At 39.8% G+C, this 23613-nt stretch carries 17 protein-coding genes; 12 read left to right on the top strand and 5 right to left on the bottom strand.

Annotated features, from left to right (window positions below; genetic code table 11):
- Positions 1-284: 284 nt before the first annotated feature.
- The 9 genes from F902_RS17870 to F902_RS17830 all read left to right on the top strand — a co-directional run bounded on the left by F902_RS17870 (position 285) and on the right by F902_RS17830 (position 16553).
- On the top strand, positions 285-3263 hold the full coding sequence (locus tag F902_RS17870) for a two-partner secretion domain-containing protein (RefSeq protein WP_005205587.1): 2979 nt from the start codon (positions 285-287) through the stop codon (positions 3261-3263).
- A gap of 86 nt (positions 3264-3349) precedes the next feature.
- Positions 3350-5053: a ShlB/FhaC/HecB family hemolysin secretion/activation protein gene (locus F902_RS17865; protein ID WP_005205585.1), complete on the top strand. Its 1704-nt coding sequence runs from the start codon at positions 3350-3352 to the stop codon at positions 5051-5053.
- A gap of 420 nt (positions 5054-5473) precedes the next feature.
- Positions 5474-7816: a hypothetical protein gene (locus F902_RS17860; RefSeq protein WP_005205582.1), complete on the top strand. Its 2343-nt coding sequence runs from the start codon at positions 5474-5476 to the stop codon at positions 7814-7816.
- 12 nt (positions 7817-7828) lie between these two features.
- Entirely contained in the window at positions 7829-8587 is a 759-nt protein-coding gene (locus F902_RS17855; protein ID WP_005205580.1) for a DUF6160 family protein, read from the top strand.
- A gap of 23 nt (positions 8588-8610) precedes the next feature.
- Entirely contained in the window at positions 8611-11094 is a 2484-nt protein-coding gene (locus tag F902_RS17850; RefSeq protein ID WP_005205578.1) for a hypothetical protein, read from the top strand.
- A gap of 17 nt (positions 11095-11111) precedes the next feature.
- A complete protein-coding gene (locus F902_RS17845) occupies positions 11112-12941 on the top strand; it encodes a hypothetical protein (RefSeq protein ID WP_005205576.1) in 1830 nt (609 codons plus the stop codon).
- Positions 12942-13022: 81 nt separating this feature from the next.
- Positions 13023-13886 (top strand): hypothetical protein, encoded by an 864-nt coding sequence (locus F902_RS17840; protein ID WP_017402059.1) that lies wholly within the window; start codon positions 13023-13025, stop codon positions 13884-13886.
- Positions 13887-13920: 34 nt separating this feature from the next.
- A complete protein-coding gene (locus F902_RS17835) occupies positions 13921-15354 on the top strand; it encodes a hypothetical protein (RefSeq protein ID WP_005205573.1) in 1434 nt (477 codons plus the stop codon).
- 158 nt (positions 15355-15512) lie between these two features.
- A complete protein-coding gene (locus tag F902_RS17830; protein ID WP_005205571.1) occupies positions 15513-16553 on the top strand; it encodes a hypothetical protein in 1041 nt (346 codons plus the stop codon).
- Between the two features lie 66 nt (positions 16554-16619).
- On the opposite strand, the gene F902_RS17825 is transcribed toward F902_RS17830, so the two are convergent.
- Together F902_RS17825 and F902_RS17820 are read right to left on the bottom strand one after the other, a co-directional pair.
- Positions 16620-17549: a tRNA dihydrouridine synthase gene (locus F902_RS17825; RefSeq protein WP_005205569.1), complete on the bottom strand. Its 930-nt coding sequence runs from the start codon at positions 17547-17549 to the stop codon at positions 16620-16622.
- A gap of 79 nt (positions 17550-17628) precedes the next feature.
- The gene (locus F902_RS17820; protein ID WP_005205568.1) at positions 17629-18438 is read right to left on the bottom strand and encodes a cytochrome C assembly family protein; all 810 of its coding nucleotides are present in this window, start codon (positions 18436-18438) and stop codon (positions 17629-17631) included.
- A gap of 147 nt (positions 18439-18585) precedes the next feature.
- Here F902_RS17820 and ffh point away from each other — a divergent pair, with 147 nt between their 5' ends.
- Positions 18586-19998 carry a signal recognition particle protein gene (gene ffh / locus F902_RS17815; protein WP_005205566.1) on the top strand — a complete coding sequence of 471 codons (1413 nt, stop codon included), beginning with the start codon at positions 18586-18588 and terminating at the stop codon, positions 19996-19998.
- A gap of 160 nt (positions 19999-20158) precedes the next feature.
- Positions 20159-20746, top strand: a complete 588-nt coding sequence (locus tag F902_RS17810; protein ID WP_005205564.1) for an RBBP9/YdeN family alpha/beta hydrolase — start codon at positions 20159-20161, stop codon at positions 20744-20746.
- Here F902_RS17810 and F902_RS17805 read toward each other — a convergent pair.
- A complete protein-coding gene (locus F902_RS17805; protein WP_005205562.1) occupies positions 20716-21459 on the bottom strand; it encodes a pantothenate kinase in 744 nt (247 codons plus the stop codon). The two genes, F902_RS17810 and F902_RS17805, sit on opposite strands and share 31 nt — an antisense overlap.
- A 15-nt stretch (positions 21460-21474) precedes the next feature.
- Entirely contained in the window at positions 21475-22251 is a 777-nt protein-coding gene (locus F902_RS17800; RefSeq protein WP_005205560.1) for a biotin--[acetyl-CoA-carboxylase] ligase, read from the bottom strand.
- A 6-nt stretch (positions 22252-22257) separates the two neighbouring features.
- Between F902_RS17800 and F902_RS17795 the strand changes: the two genes are divergently transcribed.
- Positions 22258-23058 (top strand): sulfite exporter TauE/SafE family protein, encoded by an 801-nt coding sequence (locus F902_RS17795; RefSeq protein WP_005205558.1) that lies wholly within the window; start codon positions 22258-22260, stop codon positions 23056-23058.
- Between the two features lie 7 nt (positions 23059-23065).
- On the opposite strand, the gene F902_RS17790 is transcribed toward F902_RS17795, so the two are convergent.
- On the bottom strand, positions 23066-23608 hold the full coding sequence (locus tag F902_RS17790; RefSeq protein ID WP_005205550.1) for a GTP-binding protein: 543 nt from the start codon (positions 23606-23608) through the stop codon (positions 23066-23068).
- Between the last annotated feature and the right edge of the window lie 5 nt (positions 23609-23613).

Raw genomic sequence — 23613 nt, 5'->3', positions numbered from 1 at the left:
ATGCTTATCACATCATCATAAATCGTATCGTTTTTAACGAATAATAATCCTTAAATTTTTAGTATTTCCTTATTTTTAATCAATTAGATTTATCCATCTAAATAAAATGTTCTACGTCTCGTTCTCTTTAAATTCAAGATAAGCACTCACCTGTGATTTATGCGATTGCTTGATGATGTTTTAACCATTGGTCAGGAAAATATACAAATTAATCAAATAATAAAAAAGATATGCTAAAAATAAATCGCAATTTTTTAAAATATTAAGAACAGGTGGGGATAATTGTGAATAAGATCTATCAAGTGGTATGGAATGCGACACATCTTTGCTGGCAAGCCGTGAGTGAGAAGGCCAAAGGTGGCGTTGTTGCAACGCAATCAACAACAAAAATCAAATCTAAAACCGCAGTTGCTCATACAGCAAAACTAGCAGCATTCTTTGCGGTGAATGTACTGAGTGCAAGTATTGTTTTTGCAGGACCAACAGGTGGCGTGGTGAGTTCAGGAACAGCGAGCATTTCAACCGCAGGTACCACCACCACGATTAACCAGTCCACTGCAAAAGCGGCAATTGACTGGAGCAGCTTTTCGACCAATAGCAATGAAATTGTGAATTTCGTGCAACCGAATAGCAGCTCGATTACCTTAAACCGCGTCACAGGTATCAGTGCATCCAACTTAAATGGTCAGTTAAATGCCAATGGACAAGTGTTTATTATTAACCCGAATGGGGTGTTATTTGGCAGTACCTCACAGGTCAATACCGCTGGTTTAGTGGCATCGACCTTAAACTTGAGTAATGCTGATTTTAATAACAATCTATTTAATTTTAATAATCCTACCAATAACAAAGCGGTTGAGAACCGAGGTAAAATTACTGTACCTACAGGCGGTACGGTTGCCTTAATTGCGCCAACGGTAAAACAGACAGGTACCATTAAAGCACCGCAGGGTAATGTATTATTGGCAGCAGGCGGTGATATTACCCTGAATTTAAATAATGGTAGTTTGTTGGGGTATACCATTAATCAAGGTAAAGCACAGGCCTTGATTAACTCAGGTGGAATGATTCAGGCCGATGGCGGTAAAGTGATCCTTACTGCAAAAGGGATTGATGAATTAAGTAATGCGGTGGTGAGTAGTGTTGGGGTGATCCAAGCACAAACGGTGAATAATGTCCGTGGCGTGATTGAGCTTGGCAGTGATTTAAGCAGTGGTACCGTGAATGTCAGCGGTACCTTAGATGCATCAGCTCCGAACGGAGGCAATGGTGGGCAGATTAAAACTTCTGCGGCAGAGGTTCATGTCAGTTCAGGCACCAACATTACCACTCAGCGAAATAGCACGAGCAGCTTACCGCCGACCACCAGTGGCTGGGAACTGAAAGCCAAAAATGTCGATGTCGATTTCTTTGGTGGTAGTGTCAGCAGTACCACTTTGGGTGATGCTTTAAATAAAGGCAATGTCACTTTGAATGCGATGGGTACAGCAGAAGGTCAAGGTAATATTAATATCAATGATGCAAGCAGCTGGAATGCCAATACTGCACTGACACTAACCGCAACTAAAGATATTAATTTTAATAGTGATTTGGACTTAAGTGGAGATAAAGCCAAACTTGCCATGAATTATGGAACTGGTTCGGATTACAACTTAAATAATGGCGCCAAGATTAATATGAGTGGTTCATCACCGACGTTGTTGATTAATGGAAGTTCTTACATTGTGATCAATGATCTAGGCGAAGAAGGTGATGCCAATATCAATACCTTGCAAGGGATGAACAATAACCTGACTGGGAATTATGCCTTGGGTAGCAATATTGATGCCTCAGATACGGTGAATTGGAATAACGGGAAAGGCTTTGATGCGATTGGACAATTACCAGTAAAAGTCGATGGAGGTATTCAACAAATACCTGAAGGAGGCATTCCTCCAGAAGCTCCAATTTTCCAAGGAAACTTTCATGGACTAGGGCACAAAATTGACGCTTTAACCATTAATCAACCTCGACCCAATTGGGGGCCAATCAATGATCAGGTTGCGATTCCTCAAGGATTGTTTAGCATTACTTATGGCAGTGAGTTAAGAGATGTTGGTCTTACCAATGTGTCAATCAAAGGTCATGCTTATATGGGGGCTCTCACAGGACTACATTTAAGTGGCAACATTAAAAATGCCCATAGTACTGGTAAAGTTGATGGTTTATTTTATGTTGGAGGTCTAATTGGAGCTGCAGGTGGGCAAAATATTAATAGCAATTTAGGTAAAATTAGCCAAAGTTATTCTGAGGCGGATGTGAAAGGCATTCTTGGTGCTGGCGGATTAGCAGGAGGAAGTCTATTTCCAATTTATGATAGTTATGCTACAGGCAATATTTCTTTACCTGATTTTACAATGACTGTAGAGCAAGAACAAAGTCTTGATCCTAATGGTACAGGAGGTATGGGAGCAGGAGGCTTAGTGGGTAGTGGGCAAGGTATTTATAATAGTCACGCTACGGGGAATATTTTATCTGGCGCATATGTAAATGGAAATTGGCATCCAGAACTTGGTTTTGCGGGTGCAGGTGGATTAATTGGATTCTTAGGTGCTCAGGAAAACAGCTCACACCATATTGACCAAAGCTATGCTACAGGTAAAGTTAGCGGCCTGTTTGGTTTAGGGGGATTGGTTGGTGCAACTGTTTATAGAGGTTCTGATCAAACACCACGTTTATATATCAATAATAGCTATGCCACAGGTGATGTGATTGCAAGTGATGCTGTTGAAAGCCAACATATAGGTGGTCTTGTTGGGGGAAATGCGCCAGATAATATTATCAATGCCAGTTATGCGACTGGGCGAGTGAAAGGTAATACCAACGTAGGTGGTCTAATAGGTCACAATAACGATGGTATTGTGACAAATTCTTATTCAACCAGCACTGTGGAAGGAAAGACTTCTGTCGGAGGGCTCATTGGATATAATATTGGAACGGTTGAAAATAGTTATTCAAATGGCGCTGTAACTGGGGTAAATCATGTCGGGGGGCTCATTGGAGATGACCCTTATACTAATGGTATAGTCATTAATAGCTACTGGAATACTGAAACCTCAGGTCAATCTACCAGCGCGGGTGGTATTGGAAAAACCACAGTAGAACTGCAAAAAATTCTAACCTTTTCAGGGTGGGATATTGCCGATGCTTCTGATCCAAATTCAACTTCGACATGGGTGATTGATGAAGATAATGCAACCCCATGGCTCCGTTATAATCATTAAGATTAAAAGAGATTATTAGAATATAAGACCAGAGGCTGAAGCTTCTGGTCTTAAGCAATAAGATATTGATTAAATTTAGAGAAATAATGAAATTTTATATATATAAACAAGTAGGGATGCGCAATAGAACACTCCTTCAAATAATGGGAGGGATTAGCATTTTGGTTGCTGGTTCTTCTATTGTCCGTGCAGACGTTGTGATTCCTGATAGTGGTACTATTACGAAGCAATTAGGTCCTGAACAATTCAAAGAAACACCCAAAATAGACCAACAGTACTTTGGTGCTGATTCATCGCAGCAAAATTACAGTCAAGATCAAACACCCATTTGGGTCACAAAAGTCCAGATAGAAGGGAATCAACAAATTGCTACAGCAGTTTTACATGATTTAGTCAAACCACTGGAAAATAAAAATAATGTACTGGCTGATTTACAGCTTAGCGCAGAACGAATCACCCAATACTATAAAAAACAGGGTTACTTTTTGGCGAAAGCCTATCTCCCCAAACAAAAATTAGAAAATGGAATATTGGTGATCCGAGTACTCGAAGGACAACTCGGTCAAGTTCTTTTAAATAACCAGTCTAAAATCAAAGATACAACCATTAAGCGCTTTACTGATCAAATTCCTCATCATCAGGCGTTACAACAACAGCAAAGTAATCAGACCTTGCTACTTATTTCAGACCTAGCAGGTGTAGGGCAAATTCAGGCAAACCTACAGGCAGGCGAACAGACTGGGCAAACTGATCTTGTTTTGGATATTCTAGGACAGCCAACTTGGCTTGGACGAATTGGTATTGATAATTCTGGAAGTAGTTATACAGGCAAATATCGACTTTCAAGCTATCTCGAAAGTAATAGTTTATTGGGATATGGAGAGAAGCTATCTGCTCAATTACTCGGAAGCAATCAAGACTTGGTTTCAGGTAGTTTAAATGCTCGGTTTCCTGTAACAGGAACGGGTCTATGGCTGGGCGGTGGTTATAGTAGAACTGAATATGAACTGGGTGAACAATTTAAGCAATTAGATGCTACAGGAACTTCTGAAAACTATAATGTAAACCTCATTTATCCATTGATCCGAAGTCAAAAGACGAATTTGAATTTGAAGCTGCTGGCTGAAAAAAGAAAGTTATTTGATGAAATTGCGGCCACGAATACAGAGACATCCAAACAGATAGAGGCGAGTCGGATCTCACTCAATTTTAGCCGAATGGATGATTGGGGAATTGGAGATGCCAAAGGTGGTATTAATCAATTTGAGTTGATCACGACGATTGGCAATCTGAACATACAAAGCCCATCAGCCTTAAATATAGATCGCTTATCTGCAAAGACCCAAGGGAGTTTCAATAAATATGAACTTAAGCTTTCCAGACAGCAAAGATTAACGGCATCTTCATGGTTGACCAATGAGTTATATGGACAACTTGCATCTAAGAACCTCGATTCCGCCGAGAAATTTTCCTTGAACCAAATGCGTGCTTATCCAGCAGCAGAAGGACTTGGAGATCAAGGTTGGGGGGCATCGATTAATTTTTATTATCAACTAACACCATGGCTAAATACTTATTTATTCCAAGATGTTGGACGAATGCAGCAAAACAAAAATCCATATCTTAGTGATAGAAATACTCGCAATTTGGCAAGTACAGGGATTGGTTTTGGCGGTGGCTATCAAGACTTTGATTATAATGCGACACTCGCATGGCGAAATACTTCAGCTGCGAAAAGCGACAAGGATCAGCAACCTCGATTGCAGTTTGGCATTGGGTGGCGGTTTTAGTTGCGAATTTAGCACCTGATTTTATCTGAGAAGTGTTGAGGCAGGGTTTTGCACATAGTAGTGTCAATCGTAGCTTAACTAGAGTTCAATCTGGTAATTACATTTTGCAACAATCATCTGGATTTGACAGATGCTGAAATTTTACTTTATAGGAAATTAATAAGCAGATAAAAATCATTAGTATGGAAAAGTTTAAGTGCGTTCATCTTTTCTTTCACTCATCGGAAAATACGCCGTTTACCTAAATTATTTTGCTTTTGTGTAAATTATCAGCATAATGAAGAATGAGATTATGTAGGCATATTGTCTGCCCATGAGTGAAGCGTGAATACGATTTTCCTTATAGTTTGTAGGGATTCACTCTAAAGGATGTTAGAAAAAGAATGATGATGCGGAGCATCGGGTAATAGGAAGGTCAAGATGACTAGATCAACTTCTACGGTTTTGTTTAAAAGAACTGTTTTAGCAAGTTTTATTAGCTTATGTGTAAGTCAATCTATTTTTGCACTACAAGAAATTTCTGATGATGCTTTAAGTGAAACAACAGGTGAGGGGATTGCATTCCTACCAGAAGGTTTTTCTATGCGTATGAATGGCGCAGATGATGTGAAGGATACAGGTTATCTGCGTTTGATTCCAATTGGTCCATTGCAAGGAAATAAAAGAACAGGAACTCCTGGAAATTATACTTACACACCAAACTATACTTACAATACAACCGATGGCGAAGTGTATGACGCAAATGGTGCTGTTATTAGAAAGGCGGATATCTTTTTATATGGTTTAAATTTGTCACAATCAAATGTTGCATGGGGAGCTGGAAGAACTTCAGCTAATTGGGATATGAGTTTTGGTCGTCCAATTAATAGTTGGGGAACTGCAAACAACCCTTGGATTTTTCAAACTAACACCGACAAAGTTCAACAGTTTAATGATACCGCGACAGGTCGTGATGTAACCTACTTTAATTTTGAAGCACCTTTGTATAAAACCTTAACTTCTGCAAATAATTATAATGATATTAATGCTTTGACTGATGCTGAAAAGTCAGCGTATAACTTGAGACTTAGCTTGTGGGGTGATGCATTTATGCGTGATGCCAATATTGCTGAGGGCACAAAGATTGCAGATGCTTATAATGGTTTAAGTAACCAGTTGCGTTTTAATATGGTGTGGGATGGTTTTAGTGTAAACGGTTCGAATTTTAAAATGTTTCGAACTTTAGATGGTGTTATTGGTGGAAATACAACAGCCCAAGCTGGTTTAAGTAAGGCATATAATAATACTTTGGGGATGGCCGCAACGTTACGCCTAAATTCAATGCCAACACAAGGTTCGGATTACCGTGCAATAGTCGATACAACTACAACAAGAACTTGGCAAACCTATGATGCTAGTTCGATTGGATTTAAGGCCAATGCCTTTACTGCAACAGAATTAGCGCAATTAAAAGCGGGTAATTTTAGCTCTATTGGCGGAACAAATAAGGTTGTTATTTCGGATGGAACGGGTAATGTTCCTGTCGGTACGGTGATGTGGAATGGTCCGGTAAGCTTAACAACACCTGGCACAAATAATCCAAGTGTAATCAATGTTGCAAATCCAGCAGATAATTTAGTTATTAAATCTTATGTTCCACTGGGCAACAGTCAAGGAAATGCCACAGTTGATGATGCCAGTCCACGTTTAGTCAGGGGGACAGGAGCTAATCGGATTTGGGAAAATTACCGTATTTATAAGCAATCTGATGGTTCTTCTGCTTGGTCAATCAAAGCAATTTGTGGTGCAGCAGCAGGGAATACAGGGCAATCAAGTACAACTAGTTCAAATAATCCTGGTCAATGCGTGACACAAGAAGGGTTTCGTGTTGTAACAGCAAAAGCGAGTAGTACGAATAGCTGGAAACTTCCAGACAGTGCGAAAAAAAGTATGCTCAGAATCAATGCTGAGACTGTGCTCAATGCGGCAGGTAATGATTATGTAACCAATACCCCTGCACTTGGAGGTAGTGCTCCAAGTTTTGATAGTAGTAAAGGTTTATTTATATATGGTTTAAATGCCAATATTGTTCTGGGGACATTGTATCAGCCTGTGATTTTTGATGCCAAAGGTGGAAACTTTAGTATTGAGGTAACACGTATACCAAATGATGTAGACGTTTATAGTAAAATTTATACACGCTATGATTTTGATAATGGCTTAAATGGCGCAACAATACCAGATTCAGGTGTGAGCTATTTGGGTTCAACCTGTAATATTTATCGTTGTAGTGGAGCAAATAGTGGCAATCCAAATAATATTTCATTAGGTGGTGTTAACTATCAAACCAGCGGTGCTACACATAGTAGTATTACCATTGGCTCTACGAATTATGATGCAACGAAAAACTTACTTTCGGCATACAATGGCGTAGACGCATTTGGTATTTCATTTGGTGAATTGCAAGATGCAACCAATTTAACCAGCGAAAACCAGATTGACTATATACAAACTCTTCAACGACGACGTTGTGCAAGCAGTAATTGTGCATCTGGCAATTGGAATCCATCGGGAACAGGTGCTTGGCAAAATTGGACACAGACGTCTAAAACGAATTTTACTCAAAATACCAACTCTCAAATTGTAGGTCGCCAAACCAATGTTCCAACAACATTTCCAAGTAGTTTAAGTTCAGCGCAGACAGTTGCAAATAATATGGGTTCAGCAGTAATTGATGGTTTATTGATTCAGCATTTAAAACTGACCACGACTGGTATTAATTAAGGAGCAAGTAGGATGAAAGGATATCACTCATTATTTGCTTTATGTGCACTATTACTTGCTAACCCAAGTTTTGCAGAATTAAGTGATTTAACAGATGCTGAATTACAAACGATGACGGGACAAGCTGGAGCAGATCTCAATTTAGCCTTTAACTTAAACCAAAATAAGATCACGGGAGCAGCTCCAAGCACAACCTTGTTAGCCATGTATGACCCTGCGCGTACACCTCAGTTTGACACTTCTCTGTGCCGAAAGGATGCATTAGAGTTTTGTCGTTTAGCAATTGCATTGAATAACCGTTCTGTAGATGTATCCGGTAATCCACTTGGTACCAATGCAGGGAAAAAGCAATGGATTACTTTTAAAGGGATTCAAGGCACTGTCAATATTCCAAAATTAGGAATAGATGGGGTGGATGTCTCTTATGGCAGTGTAACAAAAGCCGCTTTAATGTTTAGTTTTGATCCTAAAGTTCCCATTCAAGTGCGAAATCTTGGGTTTCAGTCACTCGCAATTGAAAACGATGCGGATGCAAATGCGGATGCAACACCAACTCCAACAGGTTCGAATACTTCAACTCGTGGTTACTTAAATAAGGGGCAATATACAGCGAGTGATGGTGCTTTTGATGCTAATAATCCTAACTATACCGAGGCTACAAGTGTAGGGCGTGAAAAGGGCTTTTTAGGTGTCAACATGAATGCCAATTTATCGATGACAGGTTCAATTAAAATGTTTAGTTGCGCTGGTGGTACACACCCTCGTTGTTAAAATAAAAATAAGGAAGCATTGAGATGAAAAGGAAGCCAACATCTACACGTCATTTTGTTTTAACAGTATTGGCAAGTAGTATTTTATTGACTCAGAGCGTATATGCTTTACAAGAATTGCAAGATAGCGATCTAAGTTTAGTGAATGCTCAGGATGGGCTATATTTGCAGACTGAATATAAGCAAATGGATTTTGATCAGCTTTATTGGCAAGACAAAGCAGGGACACCAACCGGTGAGAAGGATTTAAGAGCAACAGCCAATGGTGTGCAAGTTCGTAAAAATACGAATTATAAAGGTGGAAACTACCAACTTGGTACAAATTATAAGATTCAGTCAGGTACTACGGTCAATAATGGAAAAGCAACTGCGGGTTTGGATTTTGAAATAGAGTCATTACCTTCTACGATTTCAGTTAAAGGCTTTCAGGTCTGTAATCAAACAGCAGGAACGTGTGATAATCTTATTGGTAATGTCGCATTGCAAACAGACTCGCCACAGAATATTCGTTTTCAAACTAAAAATGGTTTATTTGACCCAAATTCTCAAGCAAGTTTGGGCCTTAACTTACGCAACCTAAATATGTACTTTGGATTGAATGACGGTGCTGCTGCGAGTAATTATTACAATCAGTTGATTTTAAAAAACTTTAATTTTAATTTCGATGGTAAGGGAGTAATTTATGTTGACCCTACAAAAGGTTTAATGTTGCAAACCAATAGTGTCAAAGACAGTGCAGGCGGTACTGTTCTTCCTGCGACGATACAGCAGTCGCCAGATGCGACACATGGCTATATTGATTTTACTCGGGTACCAATACCCAATATGAATGCAGCTCAGAGTGCTAATGCAACCTATCGAGAGCTAGATACAAATCAAGCTTCACTAACTTATAATCAAGTGATTGCAACCAGTTCTGGTTTGAATATTGAACTAATGACTAAAAAAAGGGCTTATGTTGACTCTACAAACCCTGTTTATACTTTGGCCATTGGAGCAAATGAGGCAGATGCTGCGAAAGGGCTTATTCGTGTTGGGGCGAGTGGACGGATGGTCAATAGTTATTTGCAGATTCGTGGCGTCAATGCGAGCGGACAAACAAATAATATTCTAGGTTATGCAACCAGTACTGATAATGGTGATCCATCAACGTCTACAGGTACAGATGGATCTATATTGGGTTCTACAGGAATTGGGGTTCGTTTACATGGTGAGTTTACCAGTGATGGCGATGGAATGCTTGGGACAGGTGGTAAGGCGACTACTTTAGAAATTGGTGGTGCAGGTACAAATACATTCGGCTTTGAGTTCAGTAAGTTAAGTCCACTCATTTCTAACTCGAATGAACGTGCTTATTTTGATAGTGGCAATGTCTACTTAGGACTGGCAAATACGCGTCATTTGCTTTTACCGCAAAATAGTGTGTTGAATAGTGCGCGTTTGGGTGGGGCAAGTGGTACTTTAACTACAGCTGTAGACTATAAGCAACAAATTGCAAGTAATACTACTCCAAATAGTTTAGTGGTTGCAATTCGTGGAGGTGATTTCCAAGCCGTTTCAAAACGTGGTCGTTTTACTTCAAGCAGTGGTGTTTCAACTGGAAATGCAATTGATGTCGATGCTGGAAAGGACAATACTTGGGGATTGGGTTTACCATATTATAATCTAAATAGTAATATTGCTGTGTATGCAACCAAATATTCAGGTTCAGTTTATGGTTTGGATAATACCAATAACACTGTAACGAAGTCGACTGTGAATGGGGTTGATCGTTTAGGTTTGGCACTTGGTTTAAGTGTGCAAGGGCGTAATCCAGAAGGAACAAAAACTACATCTATTATGGTGGTAGATGCGAATAATAATTATTATATTGGATTGCGCAATATAGATATGCTATTGCGTGGTTATGGCACGATGGGTTTTGAAAATGGGAATGTAAATGTATCCCTTAAAGACTTATTGATGGTGATGGCTGCAGAAATTGCTGGGGGGTATTTGCCTAGTTATAATGCCGCAGGTACACCATCATCGGGTATAAAAAATCCATTTAATACCAAAGATGATGTTTTATATGGATTAAAACTAAAAATGTTCGGTGACATGGATTTTAGTTTGGTTCCTAATAATGAAATCAATGCCAATAATCAGGCACGCTTATCTATTGTTGGGCGTTATTTGCTCAAAGACGGTGCAATTCAGTTAAGCGATCCAGTCGATGACTCCATGATTGGTTTTGATAATATTTCTGGTCTTATCCAGTTTAATAATGCTATTGCAGTGAATAAGGATAATGTTGGGTTTAATTATAGTTTTAATATTAATCCGGATCGAGAAGCATTAAATGTATTACGAGTAAGAGATATTAATTTATACCCACCAGCAAATTTAACTAATCCAACGTTAAGCCCCCCAGGACAACGTTTAGGTGAAATGGTAATGACTGGTGGGCGTATTGATGCCAGTATGGGAATAACGCCTCGAAATGGCGGCTTCACAAGACTCCCATGAGCTAAGGAAATAGAGCAATGAAAAAATATGGAATATTGGGTACTTTGACTCTAAGCATATTAGCAGTTCAGAGTTTTGCTGCCTCGAGTTTACATAGTCTAGATGATGAACAAATGCGTCAGGCAACGGGACAAGCATTGCTTTATATGGGCACGACTGCTGGAAGTAGTATCGACAGCAATTATAATTCTAAATATGGCAATATTAGCTTTTATAAAATGGGCCTACAGGCAGATTTAGAAGCCAATCTAAATATTAAAAAACTACAGTTGGGCTGTGGTGGAATCAATGGAGCCAATGGTTGTGATATTGATATTGAAAACTTGGCTTTAACAGGAGTTCCGACTTCTGTTGCATCAGATGGAACTCCAATTTGGAACTATAGTGGTACTTCTGGCGTAAATGAGCGCGCGGCAAGTAGTGCAATATTACGGAATCCTTTTATCGAATTTGCAATTAAAAATCCGCAAAGTGCATCTACTCGAGAAATGACAGGGGTACGTTTAAGTGCTGAGGGTATTAAAGGCTATATGACAGCTGGTACCAATAATGATCAACCTAATACGCCAGCTTCGCAATTAAACCAAGGTGGGATTAATACCTTTAGTGGCTATATTGTAACAGATCCAGTTGACGTCACAGCCAGTACGCAGGCCGCTAAGTTTGGTTTAACTCGAGACCAAATGATATATGCGCCAGTTTATATTAATGCCTTAGGCGTTATTTATGGATATCGCACGGCATATACCGCTGTTGATAAAATGAATCCAAGTAGTAATAACTATCAAGCTCCACCTAGCGGTGTATCGAGTTGGGGGATTAATATTGCTCAAAAAGATATCAAGTTTATCTTTCCTCAGACTGTAGTGACTGGTAATCGTATGTCTCAGCTGAATTTAAAAGTGGATAATGTCCCTGTTGGGCGAATTGCTGTAGGGGCATCAGATGGTCCGATTTATATGCAGATGGATGATAGTATTGCGAGTGTGAATAATGCTACTTTCTATATGGGGGAATCTGGTAGCCGTTCTTGGACAGTACGAGACACGAGTGACCCATGGCTAACTACGAATTCAGATGGTTTAACACCTGCGCAGAAACAACAATACAATACTACACTTCGTAATTTTGGTGTTCCTACTGGCCAAATGGGTTGTCTAAATAGTAGTAATGCTGCGAGTAATACAGCGTGTACTTTTATTGATAACTTAGCAGCGAATGTCTCGGTACAGCAAGATTTTAAACGGATGCATAACTTACCCGTGGCGAAAGCAATAAAAGATGCGAGTGGTAAAATCACAGGCTATGACTTTAATAAGGGGTTTTATCTATCGTTGCAAAAGGAGGCACTTCGTTGGCCTGGTAGTAATTCTGATGATATTGCTCAACGAGGATGGTGGATGTCATTTTCCGAACCATTGAATTTTGGTGCCTTAGAACCACAAACCAAAGTATCTATGGATGATGTATTACCTCAAGTGGCAACATTTATTAATAATTTCTTTAGTCAACAAAAAACAGACTCGGCTGGTAATCCATTATATGCAAAAAATAATTGTTCGTTTATTTGTATTGGCCAACCTGGTTGGCGTAGCCAAGATGGTGTAAATCTAGACTACCGCGAAGAGACAACGACAGCTGCAGGATCTTTTGGTCCGATTGGTAAAAATTTTATTGCTTTAAATACGGGTGATGCGTTGAATGCTTTGTTTGGCGCTCCACTATATAAATCGATTGGTATTATTGATGTAAAAGGGGTACCTGCAGTTATGGGATTGTCTGACTTGCCTTTAAGTAATTATCAGGCGGTTGTACCTAACTGTTGGGGAGGATTAAAGTTCTGTTAGGTTTAAAATTAAAGGAAGAGGCTATTAATTTAGCCTCTTCCTTTATTAATTGATTATTATCAATAGATGGTGTGTAATCGTATGTTGTGTAAGTTATTTATATTTTTTTTAACTTCTATTTTTTTTTGTTCGAACACATCGGCTGGAAATAATAAAAATGACTATAATCAGAGTATAAAGTCGTTTGAAAAATCAATTTATGGTCGGAAAGTATATGCAGATGTTGCATTTTTAGTTGGGCAAGCTGCTATTTTAATGGGAAAGCCTCCAGTTTTAATAAAGCCTTTACCCCATTATATTGAACAGTCAAATAGTTTTCCTGAATTTATTGAATACTATTTATGGACTATTCGAGATAAAAAATTAAAAGTTGAAAAATTAGATTTTTTAACTTTTAAAGATATTGCTTTTAAACCTGAGCTAGCACTTCGCTTAAATACATTTCCATTAGAGACTGAGGAATATAATAGGCAGGTAAAAAAATCATTCTTAATGATGGGCTATTCAATAACGTGTAGTGATCATTTTGATGAAAATCCGCTTATTTCTCCTCTAGATTATGGATATGTAACCACTCATCAAATTTTGGCATTAGTGATCGCCAAAGACAAAGGTTGTGTTGATAACCAACCCTATCAACAAGCTTTACCATTATTAATCAACCGTTTAAAAGCAGAGTTTGATGTTGAAACAAAGCTAAACGATCTTCAGATAGAAAGAGCAGCAATACTTGCATTGATTGGACGAGTAGATATGGTTCCTGCTGAATTTATTCAACGAATAGTTGACACTCAAAGATCAGATGGATACTGGTTGTATAATGATGAAATAACCCCACGAATTATACCAAAGGAGCATACTTCAGCTTTAGCATATTTTTTATTGGTGGCATATCGGGATAACATTTTACAAAAAAAAGAATCAAAACTGAAAAATAATGATTAAACTTAATTAGATTCTGATGTTAAGGATATATTCAGTGAACAAATCAATAATCGCTCAAACAATGATCGTTTCAGCTATGTTAGCATTAACAGGCTGCGGTGGGGGTGGCAGTTCTACTAGTCCGACGCCAACACCTACTCCGACGCCAACACCCACTCCGACGCCAACACCTACTCCGACGCCAACACCAACACCTACTCCGACGCCAACACCAACACCTACTCCGACGCCAACACCTACACAAAATTCGCCGTGTCAGGTTACTTTTGAGCAATGGAAACAACTCGCAGCAAATGATTCAGTTGAACAAGTCAACAGTAAATTAAACTGTAATGGTTTTCAGGGGGCTGTCTATGAGAGTTATCCTAATATTAAGCAAATCACCTCAATGTGGGGTACAGATCTAACGAAACCAACCATAGTTGCTTATTATGATAAAGGGAAGTTGAGTAATACGGTATATACTCCAATCAAATCAGAAACAGCTACATGTTTACCAACAAAAGAATTAAGTGATAGTCTTGCTTTTGATCAGAGTTTGAATGATGTTGAGAAAAAACTAGGTTGTAAGGGAATCTATCAATACAGCTCTAAAGAGAGTAATAATCGTATATATACTTATTATTCATGGCAAAATGTAACTAGCAAAGATAGTTTGATCGTCATTTTTGATGAGAATAATAAATTAATCGATAAGGTTTACAGAGTAGCGACGCCTGAGATTAATACATGTATTCCTGAGCGTGAAAAATGGGATAAGATTACAGTAGGGGATCAATATGATAAAGCTGCAGAAGCTTTAGGATGCGCTGGCACTTTAACACAAAGCCGAGTGGTCAATGGTGTTCCCGCAGAAGTTCGGGAGTGGGGGAAACTAGATAACTTAGCAAATCATGCAATATTATCAATCTTGAATAGTCAAATCCTTTCCAAGCAATTTATTTTTAAAGATGAAAAATCAGCTTGTGTCCCAAGTCTAGAAAAGTGGCAAGCACTCAAACTAGATTCTTCTTATGAAGATGTCAAAGCTGGAATGCAATGTGAAGGAGTCTTACAAATGTTAAGCACTACTTCAAAGGATGTTAAACAGTTACAGTCTACTTATGGCTGGAAAAACTTTTTAGCTACTAGTGATGTTGGAACGCCTACGAATCAAATTTTTCATCAACTTGTTTTTGTTGGAGATAAATTGCAAGAAAAAGTTTATACCAACAATAATCAACCTTTTTCTGAGTGTACACCAACACAACAAGGATTTGATAAAATTAAGATTGGTGAAGAATGGACAACAGCTCAAAATGCTTTTGGCTGTGCAGCCTCCTTAAGTTCAACATCTCAAAATCAAAATGCAATTGCAAAAGAGTATTCTTGGGGCCGTTTACAAGACAATACGGTGACGACCTATGCCTATGTTGTTTTAAACAATGGTGGTACGGTTGAGAATAAATTTATTCGTTTTGCTCCTTAGCTAGATTTGAGTAAAGTGTTATGACTCAATTATATGCATGATAAGTGATTGAGTCATACATGGCTTTATATCGTAGATTATCGGTTTTATCTTGTGAATTAAAAAAAATGTGCTAGTCTTTTGAGTATATTTTAAACATTTGTCTATGGATTAGGGCAATGGTAAAAAACAAAAAAATAGGATGCTTATCGCTGTTATTGTTAAGTCCATTGACGATGGCAATGCAGCCTCTAGATGATCAAAGTCTTTCAAGCACGATAGGTCAGAATGGTCTAAATATAGGCGTACAAGTTTCAAAAGTCGATTTTAATCAGATTTCGATTATTGATAGGGATGGTTTCGCGAAGAAAGGAGAGACGGCTTTACCGAAAGCTGCATTAGTGGTGGCTGCTAGTTCTGGTGGAGCCACCCCTGGTATAGATTTTGTTCAAACTTTTAATGCAAACGGCACAATACAGAATAATACTTCTGAATTATTAAATGCAATTATTGATGCTGATCGAGGAACGGGTACAAAAGGTGCTTTTGCAAATATTGCAGTGGCTTTTGGTAATAATGTAAACGGGATACGGATACGCCCGCTTTCCGTATATTTAGTACCAGATGATCCTGTTAATATTGATGCACTTTCTTCATTGAATGGTTCATCTTATGTACGAAAATCTATTTTTAGTTCTGGTACAACACTGAAACAGAATATTAAAGAACTATTAAGGACCAGTAATATTGATATTGAGTTTATTGCAAATAATAAACCCAATATGAATATCCAACTGGGAGCTGCACCTCAAGGGCATATGATTATGTTTGGCGGTGCACTTAAATCAATTTGTGGTTCAACAACAGCAAATCCTGATGGGTGTAATATTAATTTGGTTTCTGGAACAACGGGGGCCAAGTTTGATTTACAGATGACAGGAAAAGATGTGAATGGTTTTTCTTTGAATGGTTTTTATGCAGGAATTGAGAATCAAGCAATAAATGGATCAACTACGATTCCAGGTGGGGTGGTCTTTGGTAATACAGGTACATCAGATAAATTTAATTTATCTTTAAATAATGTAAAGATGGGGGATACTATTCCTGCTGCAAATTTGGACGTAAATACATTTAATGGATTGCAAAATGGTTCAATGGGGAACTGGGGAATTAAAGGAGCTTCCATTACTGATTTTAAAATGAAAGTCAGTGGGATGTAACAACTAAATTCGTTTTCCAAAGCGGCTTTTTGCCGCTTTTTTTATTGCATAGGGATAACTCTAAATTTAGCTTTGTTTTAAAAACTGGATAATCTCATCTAATTGCTTGATTTTCTTAACATGACCCCACAACGCTTGCGCTTCAGGATAAGCTTTGGTCATCATCCCTAGCCACTGCTTATAGCGTCCTACCATACCAATTTCAGTTTTATATTGACCGTTTAAGAAGCGAAGTTGTAATTCCACCAAATCATGCCAAGACAGCAATGCTTGATCCATATTTTGACGGATACAAAGTGTTAAATCTGGTGTAGTCACAGCACCGCGACCAATCATCAAATCTTGACATTGCGATTGCTCTAAGCAGGCTTTTGAATCGGCATTGTTCCAGATCTCACCGTTGGCAATCACATTAATTTTCAATGCTTCGGTAATCGGTTGGATTTTTTCCCAATAGGCAGGTGGGGTATAACCATCTGCTTTAGTGCGTGCATGTACGGTGAGCCAGCTCGCACCTGCATCTTCAATCGCATGGGCATTATCTAAGGTATGGTTTTCATCAAGATAGCCCAAGCGCATTTTGGCTGAAACAGGAATGTGTGCAGGCACTGCATCACGAACGGCTTTCACCAACAGATGTACGGTTTCAGGTTCGTCCAGTAAAACAGAACCACCACGATGACGATTCACCGTTTTCGCTGGACAACCAAAATTTAGATCGATCGCAGGTGCACCCAGTTGCACGACTTTTGCTGCATTGGCTGCTAACATCTCTGGGTTATTGCCAAGGAATTGTACATGTACAGGCGTGCCTGCTGCGGTTTTGCCGTCATTTTTGAGTTCAGGACAAAAATTATCGTAGATATGATCAGGCAAGATGCTATCGGTAATACGGATAAACTCAGTCACGCACCAATCAAAACTGCCAACATGAGTGAGCACGTCACGCATGATCGGATCAGTCAGACCTTCCATTGGGGCGAGTACAAGTTTCACGATTTATTACCTAAAGAAGCGAAAACAGCGTTATACGCATTTTCAGATAGGCTGTCTAGTTTTTATTAAAATGTAAAAACTAGCGTCCTAAAATCATTTCTAAAACGAATTTACTGCCCATAAAGCCAATGGCGAGTAGGACAAAACCAGTAATGGTAAAGCGAATGGCTTTACGACCGCGCCAGCCAAATTTGTAATGCCCGATGAGCAAAGCGCCATATAAGAACCATGAAATAATACTAAAGGCGGTTTTATGTGCCAGATGCTGAGCAAAGAAGTTATCAATGGTAAAGAAACCGAACAATAATGCGGCAGTAAGTAGACCAAATCCAGTAATAATCAAATCAAATAACAGGGACTCCATGACTTGAAATGGCGGCAGTAAGTTCACCCAGATCCGTCGTTTTTGCTTCTTTTTCAGTTCTCGATCTTGAAACCAGAGCAATACTGCATGAATGGTTGCCATGAGCAAAACAGCATAGGCCGATAATGACAGAATAATATGTAAATCTAAGCCTAAGCTATGTTGTTCAATAATTTGATTCGGTTGACTAAAGGCAAAGCCTAGAATTAAACCGAAGGCTGCGACAGGCGTACCGATTAGATTCAATGGGAGGATGGGGCGGATCAGGCTCAAAATCAAACTCAATGCCAACATCAGTCCTGAAGTAAATGACATCAGGTTAAAGACATCATAATTAACCCCAATTGGTGTCATCATGTCTTGGTAGAGCACAGTACTATGCAGTACTAACCCTAGTCCAACCATAAGACCATAACACCAAAGATTTGGACTACGTTTTGACATCAATCGAATAAACAAATACCAAAATGAACTGGTATAGGCGATGAGTGCCAAAATTGTGTAAACCAAGGGGAGACTGATCATGTCAAACCTTTTGTAGGAGGATGAATAATATTCACCATATAAGATATAAATTCGCTTCGAACTACAGTATCCTATAGCATCTTATGCATAAATTTTCTATTTTAAGAAAGATTTTTTTGCAACTAGCCATTTTAAGCGGATTTCGCAATGTTTGATACCTTAACAGAACGACTCACACAGAGTTTAAGAAATGTTACTGGCTCAGGGCAGCTGACCGAAGACAATATTAAAGATACCCTACGTGAAGTACGTATGGCACTTCTTGAAGCCGATGTGGCGTTACCTGTAACTCGTGAATTTATCGCGAAGGTTAAGGAAGAAGCGCTCGGTCAAGAGGTGATGACTCAGCTTTCCCCTGGTCAGGCATTTGTAAAGATTGTCTATGATGAACTCACCAAGATGATGGGTGAGGCCAATGAAACACTAGATTTAAGTGCAAAACCACCTGTGGTTGTCCTGCTTGCAGGTTTGCAAGGTGCGGGTAAAACTACAACTGCGGCAAAATTAGCGCGCTTCCTAAAAGAACGCCAAAAGAAAAAAGTCATGACCGTTTCTGCCGACGTGTATCGTCCAGCAGCGATCAAGCAGTTAGAAACCGTATCCAATGAAGTAGGTGTGGGTTTCATTGCTTCAGAAGCAACTGAAAAGCCAATTGATATTGTCAATCGTGCCATTGAGCAAGCAAAAATCCAGTTTGCTGATGTCTTGATTGTCGATACTGCAGGCCGTCTGCATGTCGATGAAGACATGATGGACGAGATCAAAGAATTACATGCTGCGGTCAAACCAACCGAGACCTTATTCGTTGTCGATGCGATGACGGGTCAGGATGCTGCCAATACAGCGAAGGCTTTTAATGATGCTTTGGCTTTAACCGGCGTGATCCTGACTAAAACGGATGGTGATGCACGCGGTGGTGCAGCACTTTCTGTTCGCGCCATCACAGGCAAGCCAATCAAGTTCTTGGGGATTGGTGAAAAACTAGATGCACTTGAGCCATTCCATCCAGATCGTGTAGCACAACGTATCTTGGGCATGGGTGACGTCCTTTCTTTGGTCGAAGAAGTTGAACGCAAAATCGACAAAGAAAAAGCCGAAAAAATGGCGAAAAAATTGCAGAAAGGCGGTACCTTCAACTTTGAAGATATGCTGATGCAATTTGAGCAAATGAGCAAAATGGGCGGCATGATGGGCTTCTTGGACAAGTTGCCTGGTATGAGCAATGCGGGTATTCAGGACGCGATTGAAAAAGCCAACCCTGAAAAGCAAGTCAAGCGTATGGAAGCCATTATTCAGTCGATGACGATCAAAGAGCGTCGTAATCCTGATTTAATGAATCCAAGCCGTAAAAAACGTATTGCAGCTGGCTGTGGTATGGATGTGGCTGAGGTCAATAAGTTGATCAAGCAACAAGCACAAATGGCGAAGATGATGAAGAAATTTGCGAATCCATCGGGTATGAGCAAAATGCTGAAATCATTAGGCAATATGCAAAAACAATTTGGTGGTGGTGGCGGTAATATGGGCCCTTTATTTGGCAGCAATGACCAGAAAAAGTAAGTTCTATACTTCCTAGAAAGGCGCTTGATGCGCCTTTTTTATTCTTTATAGCACATAAAATTTTGTATAAATTTAATACAAAATATCAACATTCAACTGGATTTAAAAAGCAGAAAATTAAAAATAAGTCTATGTTTTACATTGAAAAGTAGTGTTGAATATGTCACATAATTCAAAAAATAAGGTGTTTATTGTACATTGTGAGCATGCAGATCCAGAACAACATTGGTATCACTGGCTAGAACAGCAATTGAAAAGTGAAGCAGTTGCGGTTGAGCGGATTTTTCTGGCTGATGCGAGTCACCCTGAAGCGGAGATTTGGCAAACCTGTCTGGATGCACAGTTAAAAGCGCTAAATGAGCAGAGTATTGTGGTGGCACATGGTTTGTCTTGTGTTGCGGTAGCTCGATTTCTAGCAAAGAAACTGAAGCAAACTACCTTGAAAGCAGGGGTGTTTATCGCAGCTTTTAATGATCCGATTTCACGAGATTCTGAGTTCAATACCTTTATTGAACATTCAACTTTTGAGAGTGGTGTATTGCGTGCCAATATTCAAAGACGTTTGGTTTTCTTTTCCAGTAATGATCCCATTGTGCCTGTACCATTGACTTTTAAATTTTCTAATTTACTCAATGCCCAACTGATTGAGGTGGCTCAAGCTGGGCATTTTCGGGCAGAAGATGGTTTTAGTGAGTTTCCACAATTACTACAGGTACTTCAAACTTTGCTCAAAGCTGAGTTCAGTTGAACATAGTGACGTAAGCCCTTGAGCAATAAATCGGATTCAACTTGGGGCTGATAATGGCTGAGGAACTTGGCGAATAAAGTAGCATCACCGCCAGTCAAAATCAGCTTTTTAGGGGATTGCTGCATAATTTGATCAATGGTACTGATCAAGCCCAGCAAAATACCATGATGCACCGCATCCACCGTATTATGTCCAGGTTTTAAATTATCAAAGGCAGAGTCAGGAATCTTAATGCCTTTGGTATTTTGAATCAGCGAGTCTCGTTGCAGATACAAGTTGGGTAGAATATAACCACCCAGATGTTCCAATCCTTCGACTAGATCAATGGTCAGGGCAGTGCCACAGCCAATCACACAAAAGTTTGCATCTGGCTTTGCCATGGCCAAGACTTGTAACCAGCGGTCAATCCCCAGTTGACTTGGAACATCATAGCCGCACTTTAAACCCGCATATTCAGCATGGACTTTGGCAAAAATAATTGGAATATCCAAAATATCGAGAATCATGTGAATACGTTGGTTATTTTCCGAATCCAGAACCGAAGAAATCCCGACGCGACTTAAATTTTGATGGCGGAAGTGTTGGATCAAACCCAGCAATAAATCTGCAGGGGATTGCAGGTGTAATTCGGCAGCATGTTCAATGACTTGATCATGTGCGGTGATCCAATATTTTAAGCGGGTATTGCCGATATCCAGCCATAAACTTTTCATAGAATCATCATTTCCTCAAATCGAAGCGAGACGTAAACGACCTTGATAGAATTGTTGGGTTTGATCCGTTTTGATCAGTACTGCACCGTCATTGGAAATTCCTTGAAAAAGTCCCTGAACTTTACCTTGAGTATGTTCAAATTCAACCTGTTGATTCAGCCAAATTGCATGATGATTAAAACGTTCAGCTAAATTATAACTGCCGTGTTCAAACCACTGTGCTGCCTGCTGGATTGCGGTATACAGTTCAGCAATCAGGGTTAAACGATCAATGTGGGCTAAACCGAGCATTTCCAGAGAGGTGATTGGCTGATCTGCATGTTCCACAGGGGGCGTATTTAAGTTAATACCGACGCCGACAATCGCTTGATGAGGGGAAAGCGGTTCAACCAGAATTCCGCCCCATTTTCCTTGTGGACTATATAAATCATTTGGCCATTTGACTTGTAATTTTAAGCCATGCAAGCTTGGCATCTGTAGAATATTCAGAGCAACTTCAAGGGCAAGGCGACCATCCAGTGCTGTTTTGCTTTGGATCAGTGTGCTTAAATAAATGTTGCCTTCAGGAGAGGCCCATTGTCGTTGGTGTTGACCTCGACCTTGTGTTTGAAGTGCACTACATACCAATCCTGTCGTTATGCCTTTTTGCGCAATTTCACGCATATCATCATTGGTCGAGGTTGTGGTTGTTTTAAGGAGCACCACTTCTGGATATTGATTTTTTTCGTTCAATAATTGCTGAAGCTGGCGGGTTGCGAAATCATCCATCATTTTTACAAGTAGAGTGGTCATGTGTTTATGGAGTTAATCATATATTTACTGATTGGCGCAATTGCTGGATTTGCTGCGGGGTTATTTGGGGTTGGTGGTGGCTTAATTATTGTGCCGATTTTATATATTGTCTTTACCCAAATGAATTATGACCCGAATGTGATTATGCATATTGCAGTTGGAACCTCATTGGCCACTATTATTGTGACCTCGATCAGTTCGGTGATGGCACATCATAAAAAAGGGGCAGTGTTATGGCCTGTGTTCCGCAATTTAGCACCAGGCTTGGTGCTCGGTTCGTTTCTGGGGGCGGGCGTGGCCGATCTGATGTCTGGGCAGCATTTACAGTTGGTGATTGGTGTCTTCGCCGTCTGGATGGCTTACAAGATGTTTAGAGGTGCAAATGCAGTGGTTGATCCAAATCGTCATTTACCGTCAGTGCCTTTACAACTTGCCGCGGGTGGCGGCATTGGGGTGGCATCCGCGATTTTTGGCATTGGTGGTGGTAGTCTCACCGTGCCTTACTTAAATCGTCATGGCGTCGTGATGCAAAAAGCTGTTGCGACGTCAGCAGCCTGTGGTTTGCCAATTGCAGTGGCAGGTGCACTGGGCTTTATGTGGTTTGGTGCCAAAGAGCAGATTGAAGTGCCGAACACGATTGGCTATGTGCATATTTATGCATTCTTGGGGATCAGTGTGATGAGTTTTATCACCGCAAAATTTGGTGCCAAAGTCGCACATCGTTTATCGCCAGCCATGCTGAAAAAATGTTTTGCAGGCTTATTGATCGTGGTCGGTAGCTACTTTATTTATAAAGGGCTAATTTAAGCATTCGTTAGTTGGTGAGCCCATAATGTACTTCAATGGTGGCAATCAAGGTTTCGACCAGAAGAAGTACATCATCTTGCTGACGTGCATCGATAAAGAATAGTGGGTAATTCAGTTCTCTGGCTGCCAGCCAATCACGATATATGGATAAGGTGCGTTCTGGCATACGGTCAATATGGGTAATTGCAATCACAATATTATTGCCAAAGGGCTGAAACGCTTGAAGATATTGCTCTAAATCTAGTAAAGGGTTTTCAGCAGCATGGTCAATCATGACGATTGTTCCGATTGCGCCCTTACAGATCACTGCCCAAATAAAATCAAAGCGATCCTGCCCAGGCGTACCATATAAACCAACCTTAACACCATCGTCCAAGGTCAGCTCACCATAATCAATGCCAACAGTGGTCAGTAATTTGTCATGGGATTCGGTATCGGTGTTGAATGCCTCGGTACTGAGGACCTCAATTTCAGACAAGGCTTTGATCGCCGTGGATTTACCTGAACCCATGGTGCCACCGAAGACAATTTTATATTGATGTAAAATCATAGAAG

Origin of the sequence: Acinetobacter higginsii (genome assembly GCF_000369525.1) — a bacterium.
GTDB lineage: Bacteria > Pseudomonadota > Gammaproteobacteria > Pseudomonadales > Moraxellaceae > Acinetobacter > Acinetobacter higginsii.
Note: the sequence above shows the minus strand (reverse complement) of the source record. Positions and strands in the feature narration are given on the sequence as shown.

Coding starts and splice junctions, on each gene's coding strand:
- F902_RS17790 (WP_005205550.1), bottom strand. CDS start 23,608: ATGATTTTACATCAATATAAAATTGTCTTCGGTGGCACCATGGGTTCA.
- F902_RS17820 (WP_005205568.1), bottom strand. CDS start 18,438: ATGATCAGTCTCCCCTTGGTTTACACAATTTTGGCACTCATCGCCTAT.
- F902_RS17830 (WP_005205571.1), top strand. CDS start 15,513: ATGGTAAAAAACAAAAAAATAGGATGCTTATCGCTGTTATTGTTAAGT.
- F902_RS17810 (WP_005205564.1), top strand. CDS start 20,159: ATGTCACATAATTCAAAAAATAAGGTGTTTATTGTACATTGTGAGCAT.
- F902_RS17805 (WP_005205562.1), bottom strand. CDS start 21,459: ATGAAAAGTTTATGGCTGGATATCGGCAATACCCGCTTAAAATATTGG.
- F902_RS17845 (WP_005205576.1), top strand. CDS start 11,112: ATGAAAAAATATGGAATATTGGGTACTTTGACTCTAAGCATATTAGCA.
- ffh (WP_005205566.1), top strand. CDS start 18,586: ATGTTTGATACCTTAACAGAACGACTCACACAGAGTTTAAGAAATGTT.
- F902_RS17860 (WP_005205582.1), top strand. CDS start 5,474: ATGACTAGATCAACTTCTACGGTTTTGTTTAAAAGAACTGTTTTAGCA.
- F902_RS17840 (WP_017402059.1), top strand. CDS start 13,023: ATGTTGTGTAAGTTATTTATATTTTTTTTAACTTCTATTTTTTTTTGT.
- F902_RS17800 (WP_005205560.1), bottom strand. CDS start 22,251: ATGACCACTCTACTTGTAAAAATGATGGATGATTTCGCAACCCGCCAG.
- F902_RS17855 (WP_005205580.1), top strand. CDS start 7,829: ATGAAAGGATATCACTCATTATTTGCTTTATGTGCACTATTACTTGCT.
- F902_RS17795 (WP_005205558.1), top strand. CDS start 22,258: ATGGAGTTAATCATATATTTACTGATTGGCGCAATTGCTGGATTTGCT.
- F902_RS17865 (WP_005205585.1), top strand. CDS start 3,350: ATGAAATTTTATATATATAAACAAGTAGGGATGCGCAATAGAACACTC.
- F902_RS17850 (WP_005205578.1), top strand. CDS start 8,611: ATGAAAAGGAAGCCAACATCTACACGTCATTTTGTTTTAACAGTATTG.